The organism is Bacillus sp. FSL K6-2865, assembly GCF_040311405.1.
GTDB classification, from domain to species: Bacteria; Bacillota; Bacilli; order Bacillales; family Bacillaceae; genus Bacillus; species Bacillus velezensis.
This window is the reverse complement of sequence record NZ_CP152036.1, coordinates 2,618,821-2,631,948: the sequence shown is the minus strand read 5'-3', so window position 1 is coordinate 2,631,948 and position 13,128 is coordinate 2,618,821. Positions and strand designations below refer to the sequence as shown.

The 13,128-nt window shown below is 45.4% G+C and carries 15 protein-coding genes and 1 tRNA gene; 11 read left to right on the top strand and 5 right to left on the bottom strand.

All coding sequences use genetic code 11. The features are described from left to right. Positions 1-59: 59 nt before the first annotated feature. Entirely contained in the window at positions 60-1,424 is a 1,365-nt protein-coding gene (nhaC, locus tag NYE42_RS12855) for a Na+/H+ antiporter NhaC (RefSeq protein ID WP_352426503.1), read from the bottom strand. 197 nt (positions 1,425-1,621) lie between these two features. On the opposite strand from nhaC, the gene NYE42_RS12850 reads away from it, so the two are divergent. From NYE42_RS12850 to NYE42_RS12830, 5 genes are all read left to right on the top strand, one after another. After that, positions 1,622-1,831, top strand: coding sequence for a YqgQ family protein (locus NYE42_RS12850; protein WP_007612586.1), 210 nt, complete (start codon positions 1,622-1,624; stop codon positions 1,829-1,831). A 34-nt stretch (positions 1,832-1,865) separates the two neighbouring features. Beyond that, complete coding sequence (gene glcK, locus NYE42_RS12845; protein WP_045208253.1) at positions 1,866-2,828, top strand: glucose kinase GlcK; 963 nt, start codon at positions 1,866-1,868, stop codon at positions 2,826-2,828. 82 nt (positions 2,829-2,910) lie between these two features. Continuing rightward, positions 2,911-4,038 (top strand): M14 family metallocarboxypeptidase, encoded by a 1,128-nt coding sequence (locus NYE42_RS12840; RefSeq protein ID WP_144663987.1) that lies wholly within the window; start codon positions 2,911-2,913, stop codon positions 4,036-4,038. A gap of 72 nt (positions 4,039-4,110) precedes the next feature. After that, on the top strand, positions 4,111-5,148 hold the full coding sequence (locus NYE42_RS12835) for a hypothetical protein (protein ID WP_352426502.1): 1,038 nt from the start codon (positions 4,111-4,113) through the stop codon (positions 5,146-5,148). A gap of 5 nt (positions 5,149-5,153) precedes the next feature. Then, a complete protein-coding gene (locus NYE42_RS12830; RefSeq protein ID WP_003153073.1) occupies positions 5,154-5,468 on the top strand; it encodes an MTH1187 family thiamine-binding protein in 315 nt (104 codons plus the stop codon). 32 nt (positions 5,469-5,500) lie between these two features. Here NYE42_RS12830 and NYE42_RS12825 read toward each other — a convergent pair whose 3' ends face one another. Further along, positions 5,501-5,674 (bottom strand): DUF2759 domain-containing protein, encoded by a 174-nt coding sequence (locus NYE42_RS12825; protein WP_003153076.1) that lies wholly within the window; start codon positions 5,672-5,674, stop codon positions 5,501-5,503. Positions 5,675-5,828: 154 nt separating this feature from the next. Between NYE42_RS12825 and NYE42_RS12820 the strand changes: the two genes are divergently transcribed. Beyond that, complete coding sequence (locus NYE42_RS12820; RefSeq protein ID WP_003153077.1) at positions 5,829-6,467, top strand: MBL fold metallo-hydrolase; 639 nt, start codon at positions 5,829-5,831, stop codon at positions 6,465-6,467. Between the two features lie 39 nt (positions 6,468-6,506). On the opposite strand, the gene NYE42_RS12815 is transcribed toward NYE42_RS12820, so the two are convergent. Beyond that, on the bottom strand, positions 6,507-6,752 hold the full coding sequence (locus NYE42_RS12815; RefSeq protein WP_003153078.1) for a DUF2626 domain-containing protein: 246 nt from the start codon (positions 6,750-6,752) through the stop codon (positions 6,507-6,509). A 236-nt stretch (positions 6,753-6,988) separates the two neighbouring features. Here NYE42_RS12815 and NYE42_RS12810 point away from each other — a divergent pair, with 236 nt between their 5' ends. Next, complete coding sequence (locus tag NYE42_RS12810; protein WP_064115382.1) at positions 6,989-7,369, top strand: Spx/MgsR family RNA polymerase-binding regulatory protein; 381 nt, start codon at positions 6,989-6,991, stop codon at positions 7,367-7,369. Positions 7,370-7,433: 64 nt separating this feature from the next. On the opposite strand, the gene NYE42_RS12805 is transcribed toward NYE42_RS12810, so the two are convergent. Continuing rightward, a tRNA-Gln gene (locus tag NYE42_RS12805) sits at positions 7,434-7,504 on the bottom strand. A 71-nt stretch (positions 7,505-7,575) separates the two neighbouring features. Between NYE42_RS12805 and NYE42_RS12800 the strand changes: the two genes are divergently transcribed. Continuing rightward, positions 7,576-8,406 carry an STAS domain-containing protein gene (locus NYE42_RS12800; RefSeq protein ID WP_352426501.1) on the top strand — a complete coding sequence of 277 codons (831 nt, stop codon included), beginning with the start codon at positions 7,576-7,578 and terminating at the stop codon, positions 8,404-8,406. Positions 8,407-8,443: 37 nt separating this feature from the next. Here the strand turns inward: NYE42_RS12800 and NYE42_RS12795 are convergent, their stop codons facing one another. Further along, positions 8,444-9,745, bottom strand: coding sequence for a hemolysin family protein (locus tag NYE42_RS12795; RefSeq protein ID WP_012117986.1), 1,302 nt, complete (start codon positions 9,743-9,745; stop codon positions 8,444-8,446). A gap of 145 nt (positions 9,746-9,890) precedes the next feature. Here NYE42_RS12795 and NYE42_RS12790 point away from each other — a divergent pair, with 145 nt between their 5' ends. The 3 genes from NYE42_RS12790 (at position 9,891) to comGB (ending at position 13,128) form a co-directional block, all read left to right on the top strand. Next, positions 9,891-10,841: a magnesium transporter CorA family protein gene (locus NYE42_RS12790; protein ID WP_015417820.1), complete on the top strand. Its 951-nt coding sequence runs from the start codon at positions 9,891-9,893 to the stop codon at positions 10,839-10,841. A gap of 192 nt (positions 10,842-11,033) precedes the next feature. Continuing rightward, a complete protein-coding gene (gene comGA / locus NYE42_RS12785; protein WP_342496986.1) occupies positions 11,034-12,104 on the top strand; it encodes a competence type IV pilus ATPase ComGA in 1,071 nt (356 codons plus the stop codon). Further along, positions 12,091-13,128, top strand: coding sequence for a competence type IV pilus assembly protein ComGB (comGB, locus tag NYE42_RS12780; RefSeq protein ID WP_342496985.1), 1,038 nt, complete (start codon positions 12,091-12,093; stop codon positions 13,126-13,128). The genes comGA and comGB overlap by 14 nt, the downstream gene beginning before the upstream one ends.

Here is a 13,128-nt window from a genome sequence, read left to right as displayed (position 1 = left end):
AGCGGGATTTTTTGCATAAGAAAACCTGCCGGTAAAAAACGGCAGGTTTTCTCGTATTGTCAGCTTTTTTTCAGGAAACCGAGCAGAATTGAGATCATAGGAGAAATGTACAGGAAAAAGGTAAACGGCAGGTAGTCGATGACGGAAACCCCTAGTGCGCTTGCCATAAAAGCGCCGCTTACTCCCCAGGGAATCAGCGGGTTGATCAATGTTCCGCCGTCCTCAAGCGACCGCGCAAGGTGAATCCGCTTAATGCTGAGCTTGTCATATAAAGGTTTATAAGATTGACCCGGAATTAAGATCGACAAATACTGCTCACCTGTCGCAAGGTTTACGCCTATACTTGAGAAGACGGTCGCCATGACAAGACGTCCTTTCGTATGCACGCCTTTTATCAATCCTTGAAGCAGCGCCGCGATAAGGCCCGTTTTTTCCATCAGGCCGCCGAGCGCAAAGGCGATCATGATCAGAGAGACTGATCCCATCATCGATTGGAGCCCGCCTCTGTTGATAATGCTGGCCACAGCCTGGTCGCCGGTTTTAAACGCCGTCCCGCTTTGCAGGGCGGATATAAATCCTTGAATGCTGCTGTCAGGAATAAAAACAGCAGTCAGAAGCCCTGCGGAAATAATACCGGCGGTAAGCACCGGAATCACGGAAATCCGTCTCACAGCTAAAATGATCACCAACAGAGGTGAAAGAAGCGACCAAGGCGTAATGTGCACGGCCTCTTTCATTCCGGAAATGACCGCCTCAATATTTTGCGTTGAAGCGGCATTTATTGAAACCGATGAACCGAGAATATAAAAAAGAACAATCGTGATCAGCAGTGCCGGAACGGTAGTGCCCATCATATGGCGAATATGCTTAAAAATCGGAATTTCGCCGATTCCGGCGGCAAAATTCGTCGTGTCGGACATCGGTGACATTTTATCACCGAAACAAGCCCCGCAAATGACTGCTCCCGCCGTCCATTCGAGCGGAACTCCCGCCGCGCTTGCTACCCCTAACAGCGCGACGCCGATTGTACTGACAGTTGTCAGACTTGAGCCGACAAGCGTGCTGATAATCATGCAGGAAAATAATGCGGTCAAAAGCAGCTGACTCGGCTGTATAATTGACAAAGCGTAAACGGTGACGGTGGGAATGGCGCCGCTGTACATCCAGGCGCCGATCAGCATACCGATCAAAGCCAGTACGATAATCGGCTGCACACCGTTTTTCAATCCGCTGACAATTCCTTTTTCAAGACTGTCCCACGAGAAACCGAGCCACAAACCTGCCAGAGACAGAATAATGACGCAAAAGAACAGCGGCATATGCGGCTCTGTATGAAAGAAAAACAGGCAGGACATAATGACTGCTAACATCAAGACAAATAAACTGATGGCTGAGATGAACGTCAGCCTTTTTTCTTGTTTCAAAACAACACCCCATCAAACTTTAATCCTTTTGTGCTTTTGGGCACGAAAGTATTGTAACAGAAAAACGCTTAAATGAGTGTTTTTTTACAATTGTGAATATACAATTTATGAAAATAATACAAGGATATTTTCTCCAATCGTTTTTTGCTTGACGCCCGGATCAGTGATGAAATACGCTTATACTAAGAAGAATAGAAATGGTGAAGCAGATGAATTCATTTTATGACGTGCAGCAGCTGTTTAAGTCATTCGGACATATCGTTTATTTCGGTGACAGACAAGCCGAAATAGACTTTATGAAAGATGAATTAAAGGAAATGTACTTGTCAAACGTGATTGAAAGAGAATTATGGCAAAAAGCCGCCGGTGTTCTTCAGAGAGAATCGGAGCGGATCAAAGGCAGATAACAAAGCAGGATTTTAATAAGAAAAGGAGATTATTATGGAAGATACATGGTTTGCGGGGATTGATCTTGGCGGGACAACCATCAAGCTGGCCTTCATCAACATGTACGGTGAAATTCAGCATAAATGGGAAGTTCCGACCGATAAATCAGGAAACACAATTACGGTCACGATCGCCAAAGCGCTTGATCAGAAGCTGGAAGAACTGAACAAGCCGAAACGGATCGTAAAATGGATCGGAATGGGAGCGCCCGGACCCGTGGAAATGGCGACGGGAGTGGTCTATGAGACGACAAATATGGGGTGGAAAAACTATCCGCTGAAAGACCATCTCGAGGCGGAAACGGGTATTCCGGCCGTCATTGAAAACGATGCCAATATCGCGGCGCTCGGAGAAATGTGGAAGGGTGCAGGTGACGGGGCCAAAGATGTCATTTTAGTGACGCTCGGAACCGGAGTCGGCGGAGGCATCATCGTCAACGGAGAAATCGTTCACGGTAAAAACGGGGCCGGCGGAGAAATCGGTCATATTTGCAGTATTCCGGAAGGAGGAGCTCCGTGCAACTGCGGAAAATCCGGCTGCATCGAAACGATTGCGTCCGCAACCGGCATCGTCCGCATCGCGAAAGAAAAGCTTGCGGCGGTTTCCGACTCTTCGCTCTTACAAGTGGATGATCTGACGGCACGTGACGTGTTCGAAGCGGCTAAACAGCAGGATAAGACAGCGCTTGAAGTCGTCGATTATGTCGCAAAACATTTAGGCCTCGTGCTCGGAAATCTGGCAAGCGCCATGAATCCGACGAAAATCGTGCTCGGCGGAGGCGTGTCTAAAGCGGGTGAAATCCTGCGGTCAAAAGTGGAAGAGACTTTCAAAATCACCGCATTCCCGCGTTCTGCGGAAGCGGCGGATATTTCGATTGCGGCACTTGGAAATGACGCCGGAGTCATCGGCGGGGCGTGGATTGCCAAAAATGAATGGCTCAAACATCAAAACTGCTGAAGAAAGTCTGCCTGCCCATATCGCGGGCGGCTTTCTTTTTTTATCTCCCCTGTCATATAGTTTTTAAAAAAGGGGGATGAACATGGCGGGAATTCGTGTCAAACCTGAATTGAAACAGCATATGAAAGATATTGCAAAGGTGCTTTCAATTGATGAAAAACTGTTGAAAGCCGCTGATAAAACGGCGGAAAACGATGAATTATTTTGCCCCGGCTTTGCCGTGAGCGGGCAGTCAGAGGGTCCGCCGCTTGAGACGCTGAGCGGGCTTTCGCGATACATCCGGCACTGTGAAAGGACTCTTTCCACTGATCAATGGGTGAAGGAAGAAAAGGTGTACGGGTCCCAATCGGTTTATGAAGAAATTGAGAAAATAACGGATGTCTTTCCGTTTGTCACGTGCCGTAAAATCGGCAGTTCCGTATTGGGAAAGCCGCTTTATGAGCTGAAAATAGGTGCGGATACGGCCGAAAGAAAAGTCCATGTAAACGCCTCATTTCATGCCAATGAATGGATCACCACCTCGGTCGCGCTTAAATGGTGTAAAGAATATTGCGCGGGATTATGCGAAAATAAAACCGTTTTCGGGCACTCTGCGCTTGATATATTCAGCCTGACATCATTGTCATTCGTTCCGCTCGTAAATCCCGACGGTGTTGATCTCGTACTTTACGGATGTGAAGATTTATCAGAAAAAAATGAATTTCTTAATCGATTAAATGAACACCGCCCGGATTTCCGCGAATGGAAGGCGAATATAAACGGTGTGGATTTAAATAAACATTTCCCATCCAATTGGGATATTGAACAGAGGCGCAAACCGAAAGCCCCTTCACACCGTGATTTTCCGGGGACGGCGCCGCTCACTGAACCGGAGGCGCAGGCGATGCACCGGCTGATAACGGAACAGCCGCCTGACCGGCTGATCGCTCTTCATACGCAGGGAGAAGAGATTTATTGGGGGTACGAAGGATGTGAACCGGAGCAATCATCCCGGATGATTCGGGAGTTTGAAGCGATAAGCGGAAACCGCTATCAAGGCGTTAAAACCATTGACAGCCATGCCGGTTTTAGGGATTGGTTTATACAGCAGTATGGAAAAGAGGGCTATACCATTGAGCTCGGGAAGGGAAAAAACCCTTTGCCTTTTCATCAGTTTGCTGATATTTATCAAGCGACGGAAGGTATTTTGTGGAGGTCGCTTGTTTTTTGAGACATCTGTGAAATTTCTCATTTGTTTACATAAACAAATATGGGACAATAGAAAAGAATGGAGGGAAGGCTGGTGAGATACTTGGTTTGTGTTCTGCTGTCCGCATTCGTTCTGTGTTTAGCGTCCTGTGAACCATCTCATCAGCAGCAAGACACAGGCGTTTCGGCAAAATCGGCAGAACAGAAAATCGTTCCGCTCAGTAAAAAGGAAGCGGAGAAAACGGAAGGATGGCTGGATAACAGAACGATTCTGTATACAGCACATCATCAGCTGATGAAATATGATCTTTTCAGCGGAAAATCCGAACGGCTCTATGAAACAAAGGGCCATATTGTCAATGTAAAGATCAGCCGGAAAAAACAGCTGATTCTCGTACAGGTGACAAGCAGCGGTCAGACTGAGCTTGTGCTTATGAACAAGCAGGGGAAAAGACTTTATCACAAAGCCTTTAACTCTTATGAGCTTGAGACGGCTTGGAATCCGTATGACCCGTATCAAATGATGATTACCGTTTTTACTGAAACATGGGACTTCACTGCCTATACGGCCGATATGAACAACGGCATTTTAAAAAAGAGTCCCGTTCAGGCCCCTTTTGTCCATTGGACCTCCACTGATGAATTCCAATATATCAAGCAAGGAAAAACGGAGGAAGAGGGTCCTTTATATTCTTATGACTTGCAGACGAAAAAAGAAAAAAGAGTGCTTCATCACGTCATCTGGGCCGATTCCCGCCCGGGCATGACGATTGCCGTCAGACAAACGGATCAATCGGACGGAGACGGCGAGTTCCTTTTCCAAAAGCCGGCATCCGTGACGCACCGCTTTCCTCTCCAAGAAAAGTATGAGAGCTTTGCGCCGATGGAATATGATTACGATCAGACACACAAGCGGTTTTACATATTTAAGCCTGAAGGCCGCTCTTACAATCTGATCAGCTTTGACTTAGGAGATGAACGGGAGCGGACGGTGCTCAAAAACACGGAAATGGAGCCGATTCAGATCTCTCCGAACGGGGAATACGCTTTATACGGCTTTACGTATGACCGTCTGATTTCACTGAAAACAGGCATGACAGAACCAATCATAACAAATGAAAAAGGAGTTTGAATCAAATGGCAATTGCAGATGTGACAATCATTCCGATCGGAACAAAAACACCGAGCGTCAGTGAGTATGTAGCGGATGTGCAAAACATTTTGGAGGGTTACAAAGCTGCCGGCAAAATCAAATTTCAGCTCACGCCGATGAACACTTTGATTGAAGGTGAGCTGAGCGACTTATTCGCAGTCATTCAGGACATTCACGAAGCCCCGTTCCAAAAAGGGCTGCACAGAGTGGCGACAAATATCCGCATTGATGACAGACGTGATAAAGAAACGACGCTGGAGAGCAAAATCAAAAGTGTCAGCAAACATTTGCAGCAATAAAAAATAAGCCTGTATCCAATGGATACAGGCTTTTAATGTGCAGTCGGATAGCCGCTGGTTACAACGGTCATTACGGTAAACCAGCCAAACACGCCCAGCGTGGCGGCGGCTAACAAAAATCCCAGGATATTTCTCTGTCTGACAGCCCGCAGGACTCCTAATACAGCTAATAATGCGACAAGGCCGAAGATTACAACAAGTAACATCATGCTCCTCCTTTGTCATTGGAACCTGAAAATCTTTCCATTTCATTTTAACCGTTTTCATTTTGTTTGTCGATAGCGTTTTCCCGGCCGCATTCATTGAATCTTCCGCAGAAAACCTTCATAATAAGGGCATATACATAAAGAGGTGATGAAAGTGAAATGGAGACGAATGCCGGCCGGTCCGATTCAGGCAAACGCGTATTTTCTTGTCAGTGAGGATCAGTCCTGTCTTATTTTTGATCCGGGCGGAGAAGCGGACAAAATCAACAATTACATAAAAGAAAACAATCTGAAGCCGCTGGCCATCTTACTGACGCACGCCCATTTTGACCATATCGGCGCGCTTGACGAAGTAAGAGACAGATGGGATGTTCCCGTATATCTTCACAAAAATGAAGAAAAGTGGCTGGAGGACTCTTCCTTAAACGGATCAGGCATATTGCGGGGCATCGCCGTAACGGCACGGCCCGCCGAACGGCTGATTGAAGGCGACGGCATATTGGACATCGGGCCTTTCCATTTGGAGACATTGTTTACGCCGGGACATTCACCGGGAAGCGTTTCTTATTATGTGAAGGACGCGGATCTGGTGATTTCAGGTGATGTGCTCTTTCAGGGAGGCATCGGCCGAACTGATTTACACGGCGGAAGTCAGGACGTATTGCTTGATTCCATTCATCAAAAACTGCTCACGCTTCCCGGACATACACTTGTGTTAAGCGGGCACGGGCCGGAAACGGATATTCAGACAGAGCAGGAGCGAAACCCGTTTATCAATGGTTTTTCACTGTAAATGAAAAAAGACAGACCATAATCGGTCTGTCTTTTTCTGTCAGTGGGTTCCGCCGCCCGGTGTCATAATAAAAATAGAGTAATATGTAAATCCGGCGAAAAATACGGTTAAGTAAGCTCCGAAAATATAAATATACATCCGCTCAGTCAGATTCAAATAAGAAAGAAATACGAAAAAGATCGTCTGTCCAAAAAACAAAAGTGAAGCGTCTTTCATGCCCCCTAAAAAAAACATGACTGCAAATATCCCCGTCCAAAATCCTAACACCCGGAACATGCGATTCATTCCTTATCCCCTCCCGAGAGTCTATCTGAAGTTTATTATAATAGATCGGCACTCAAAATGTAAACATTTTCATGATTATATTTATTGTGGAATTTATGTCTTTCCCTGTGTTTTATATCTTATGCCGCTCTCTGAAAAAGATCCGAAAAATCTTTTTGAAATATGTTTAATGAAAAAAAGTTCAGGGTACTTATGTTAACAAAGAGACGGATTATCCGAGGGAGGAATTTTTAAAAATGAAAGAAGTTATTTTTTATTCATACCCGAGCTGCACATCATGCCGAAAAACGAAACATTGGTTAAAAGCCCACAATGTTGACTTTCAAGAGCGCCATCTATTCAGGGAGACACCGACAATTGATGAATTGAAGCAGATCTTATCATTAACGACTGAAGGAATTGATGAAATATTGGCGACGAGAAGTCAAACATTTAAAAATCTCAACCTGAACATTGAAGAAATGACTGTAAATGAAGTGCTGAAGCTTTTGACTGAGAAGCCGAAACTGCTGCGGCGTCCGATTCTGATCGATCGCAATAAACTCGTTATCGGATACAATCCGGGAGAACTGATGAAGCTGACGAAGAAAAAAACGGTACATCAATCTGTATCATAAGAGAAAAACGAAGATCCGCTGATCAAAATTTATCAGCTAATCTTCGTTTTTTGCGGTTGCGGGACTGGGCTAGCTGGATTCGAACCAACGATCACGGAGTCAAAGTCCATTGCCTTACCGCTTGGCTATAGCCCATCGGATGTAATTACAGTATGTGCGTCCGGCGCCGATTTATACATACAAAGGAATTTGAATGGAGGAGACCCGTGAAACATTTGAGTGAAGCATTATCTCGAACCTTAATTGAAGAATCAGGTGAAATCACACGCCAGTGGCTGCTCATACCAAAATCGGGGCGGCCTACAGATGATCAGAAAGCGGAAATGCAGCACCGTCTGTTAATTGAAATCGTTGCCGGCATTTTATCGGAAAAAGACGGCGGGGAAGAGGAGCTGACGAAATGGGCGCTTCAGTTCGCAAGGGACCGGGCCGTCCATGAAGTACCGGTCTATGAAAGCGTCACGAGCTTTAAAGAATTCCGAAGATTGGTCTGGAACCGCATACAGACGTGCTGTGAAACAATGTCTGAGAAGCCTGGGGCGAATGCGGTATTCCATTGGGGAGAGAAGCTGAACAAAGCAATTGACCATATGATTGAAGTATTTACAGAGGAATATTATAAAGTGACGGTTACACAATTAAACGCCCAAAAAGAAATGATTAACGAACTAAGTGCGCCGATTATGCCGATTGCCGACGGTATTGGAATTTTGCCGCTCGTCGGCGAAATTGACACCTACCGGGCAAAAATGATTTTGGAATCGGTGCTTGACCAATGTTCTTCACTCCGTCTTTCTTATTTATTTTTAGATATATCAGGTGTGCCGATTGTGGATACGATGGTCGCTTATCAGATTTTTAAAGTGATTGACAGCACAAAACTTCTTGGCATAGAAACGACAATCTCAGGCATCAGGCCGGAAATCGCGCAGACCGTCGTGAAGCTCGGCATCGATTTTTCTCAGGTGAAAACGGAGCAGAGTCTGGCGAAAGCGCTGGAAAAAAACGGATTTATCGTAAAAGAATCATTAAGATGATAAAAAGCTGAATGGCCGGGAGGGATGTCTCCCTCAGCTATTCAGCTTTTTCAGCTTCAATCGTAATGATATGATGGCTGTCGATTTCTTTTACCGTAAATGTGTAGCCTTCAAAATCAATGGTGCTCCCGGGCTTCGCGTCAATATGCTGAGTAAGAAACCAGCCCCCGAGTGTATCGACTTGATCAGCCGTAATCTCTGTTCCGAGTACATCATTGACGTCACTGATCAGCAATTTGGCGTTCAGGAGATAGCGGTTCTTCCCAAGCTTTTGAACGGAAGGTGTTTCATCCGTATCAAATTCGTCGCGGATTTCGCCGACGATCTCTTCAATGATGTCTTCCGCCGTTACTAATCCCGCGGTTCCGCCGTACTCATCAATGAGAATGGCCATATGGGCGTGTTCCCGCTGCATTTTAACGAATAATTGATAAATCGGAATCGTCTCAATCACATGGATCGCCGGCTGGATGTAAGGGCTGAGTTCGTGTTTTGTAAACGCCGCTCCTTCTGACAGGAATCTGAATAAAACTTCTTTTATATTGATGATGCCGACTACATGATCTTTATCTCCTTTTACTACGGGATACCGGGTATATTTATTTGTTTTGATAATGTCCCGGAGCATATGTCCCGATCCGCTGTCTAACGGCAGGCTCACCATTTCATTCCGGGGCACCATAATTTCTTTGGCAGTGCGCTTATCAAATGTAAAAATGTTATTTACGTAATGCAGCTCGCTTTTTTTAATCATGCCGCTTCGATAGCTTTCGGCAAGGAGCACCCGCAATTCCTCTTCCGTATAAGCCATTTCATGTTCGGAAGCAGGCTTCAAGCCGAACATGGCTGTAATCAGGCGGGCGGAATGATTGAGCAGCCAGATGAACGGAAACATTAACTTATAAAACAAAATCATCGGTCTGGCAGACAAAAGTGTAATCCGCTCGGCTTTTTGGATAGCAAAACTTTTCGGGGCGAGTTCGCCGATAACGACATTCACATATGTAACCAGCAGAAAGGCGATGATCAATGACAGGACTTGGGCAACCGCTTCGTGAACTCCGGTCTTTAAAAATAACGGCTGAAGCATCGCTTTGACTGTCGGTTCACCCAGCCAGCCGATTCCCAAAGCGGTGACGGTGATGCCCAATTGGCATGCCGATAAATATTCATCGAGGTGTGTAATGACATGCTTGGCTGCTTTTGCTCCTTTTACATCTTCCTCAATGAGCTGATTAATGCGGGAGCGCCTTGCTTTAACGATTGAAAACTCTATGGCGACAAAACATGCCGTTAATAAAATAAATAGTACGATGGCAGATAGTTTGATGATATACAATGTAACGCCTTCCGCGAAGGAAGGCTTGCACCTCCCTTTTTTCGGAATAATACCACTGTAGAAAGCTGCTCAAACATCGAACCTGGTTTAGCCTTCTTCATTTACGGTAATAAAACAAGAAAGCGATACTGGAGGATGACAAGAGATGAAGGTACATTCGGGTGCGGACTGGCTGTGGTACCAGCTCGGTCCGCATGAAAAGACAGAAGCGAAAAAAATGATCCATCACAATCACTGGCCGCAATGCGAAAAGTGGTTTGAACATGAAAATCATATAAACTTTCTGCGCTCAGATACAAATGATCAGAATAATGAAGCGGTTTTCGGTTCTTTAATCTATCATCAAGGATTAGATGATGAAAAAAACCATACCGTATTTCACTTTTATATTACGAGAGACTTCTTTTTTACAATTAATTTTGATTTTTCGCTGTTGCGCGGTGTAAAAGAAAAGCATGCCACACAGCAGATTCAAACCTGTGAAAATCCGATTGAAGGCTTTTTTGTTCTGCTGGGAGAGCTGATGAATTCCTATCTGATCGGACTGGATGAATTTGAAGTCAAGCAGCGGACGCTGAAATGGCAGATTCATGATGACAACAGCAAAGGAATCTTGGAAAATGTGCATAAACTGCGCCATGAGCTGTTCATTTGGAAAGGCCTTACACTGGGGGCTCAAAAAGTGGAAATGGCTTTAAAAGAAGCTTTTCTCCCGAAAAATGACAGGCAGAAAGATTACCTCAGAGCTCATCAAAAGATGGAAAGAGGAATTACATATATCAATGAGTTTGATCAGGAACTGAGCAATCTGCTGCACGCCGAGGAAGTCATTACCTCCCAAAGAGGAAATGAAATTGTGAAAGCCTTGACGATCTTTACAACTCTCTTTACACCGATGACGGCGCTTGGAGCTCTCTGGGGGATGAACTTTGATAACATGCCGGAGCTTCATTGGAAATATGCGTATATCTGTTCCATCGTGCTCATTATTGTATCAACCCTGCTGATTTATATTTATCTGCGGCAGAAAGGCTGGACAGGGGACATTTTGAGGGAGCATCAAAAAAAATATTTGCGGAAAGAAAAGAAACGCTAAGAAGAGCAGGCATACGCCTGCTTTTTTTGATGGCAGAAAATGGCCGAATGGTTCCGGATTTCATTCGGTAAATCAATGTCAGGGGGCTTATTTTTTATTTTTTTACGTTTTACACACTGTAAAACGCATAATCTCTCCTTTGCCGGCTTTTGTGTATCTGATTTACAATACGTGCGGAAGGAGGGAAGTCTTGTGAAAAATATAGAAACATACAGCAGGAACATCATAAACGAGGCCTATATGGCAAGGGCTTCAGATATACACATTGTGCCGAGAGAAAAGGATGCTTTCATTCATTTTCGCATCGGCCATGCTCTTGTGAAAAAAAGAGTCTTAAAAAAAGAGGAATGCGTAAGGCTTATTTCTCATTTTAAGTTTTTATCGGCCATGGATATAGGAGAAAGACGTAAGCCGCAAAACGGGTCATTGTCTCTGCCGCTTCCCACGGAAACCGTTCATTTGAGAATGTCAACCTTGCCGACAATGAATGATGAAAGTCTTGTCATCAGGCTTTTGCCTAAGCGGCAGATTCCCCCTCTGGATAAACTGTCCTTATTTCGGGGGGCGGGCGCCGCACTATTGTCCTTTCTGAAGCATTCGCACGGCCTGCTTCTGTTTACCGGCCCCACCGGATCTGGAAAAACGACCACTCTTTACTCGCTTGTCAACTATGCAAAAAGGCATTTCAACCGGCGTATTGTCACGCTTGAAGACCCCGTAGAAACAAGAGATGAGGATGTGTTGCAAGTTCAGGTGAATGAAAAAGCCGGAGTCACATATTCCGCCGGTTTAAAAGCGATTTTAAGACATGATCCCGATATGATCATTTTAGGGGAAATCAGAGATGCCGAGACGGCTGAAATCGCAGTCCGCGCGGCCATGACGGGACACCTCGTTCTTTCAAGCCTGCATACAAGAGATGCTAAGGGCGCCATATACAGGCTGCTGGAGTTCGGCGTGAACATGACAGAAATTGAACAAACCGTCATTGCTATTGCCGCTCAGCGTCTGGTTGATTTAACATGTCCGTTCTGCAAAGAGGAAAACTGTTCCGTGTACTGCCGGATGTACAGGCAGACACGCCGTGCGGGCATTTATGAACTGCTCTACGGGAAAAACCTCACCCAATGCTTTCAGGAAGCAAAGGGAGAGCACGCCAATTTTCAATATCAGACGCTCCGCAGGCTGATCAGAAAAGGAATCGCGCTCGGCTATGTCACGACCGACAATTACGATCGGTGGGTGTATCATGAAGCGGATTAAACGAACATGGCCGTTGAAGGATCAAGCGGCTTTTTTGAAAAGGCTCGGTGAAATGACGGAAAAAGGATACAGCCTGATTGAAGGGCTCAGACTGCTGCAACTCCAGCTGCATAAACGTCAGCTTGCAGAGCTGAAGGAAGGAATCCGCCGGCTGAGAGAAGGTGATGCGTTTTACCAAGTGCTTGAGGCACTGTCTTTCCACAAAGAAGCCGTCTCTATCTGCTATTTCGCGGAGAAACACGGAGAATTGCCGGGGGCGATGAAACAAAGCGGCGAATTATTACAGAGAAAGCTCATGCAGACGAATCAAATCAAAAAAATGCTCCGGTATCCGATGTTTTTAATTTTTTCCGTCTGTGTCATGTTTTATATCCTGCAAAGTTTAATCATTCCGCAGTTTTCTGGGATTTATCAATCAATGAATATGAATACATCCGGTGCAACTGCTTTCATCTTTGTGTTTTTTCGGCATTTTCATGAAGCCTGCGCACTGGCGCTGTCCGCCGCTTTCTGCTTGTTTTTGTACGTTTGGTTCTTATGTAAGAAAAAATCCCCGCAAGATAAAATGCTGATTGTTGTGAAAATACCCCTATTAGGAAAAGCGGCCGTTCTTTTTAACAGCTACTTTTTCTCTTTACAGCTCAGCAGTCTTCTGAAATCCGGCCTTTCTATCTATGACAGCTTAACAGCTTTTAAAGAACAATCTTTTCTGCCTTTTTATCGTGAAGAAGCAGAGATGCTCATAACACGTCTGAAAGCCGGAGAAACCATAGAATCCGCTCTTTCCGGGCATCCGTGTTATGAAAAAGATCTTGCGGCTGCAGTCAGCCACGGACAGGCAAACGGCCGGCTTCACCGCGAACTTTATACGTACAGCCAGTTTATGATGGAGCGTCTTGAACAAAACGCGGCGAAGTATACCGGCATTCTCCAGCCTGTCATTTACGGTGTTGTGGCCGGTATGATTTTAATTGTCTACATGTCAATGCTGATGCCGATGTACCAGATGATGAACCAAATGTAA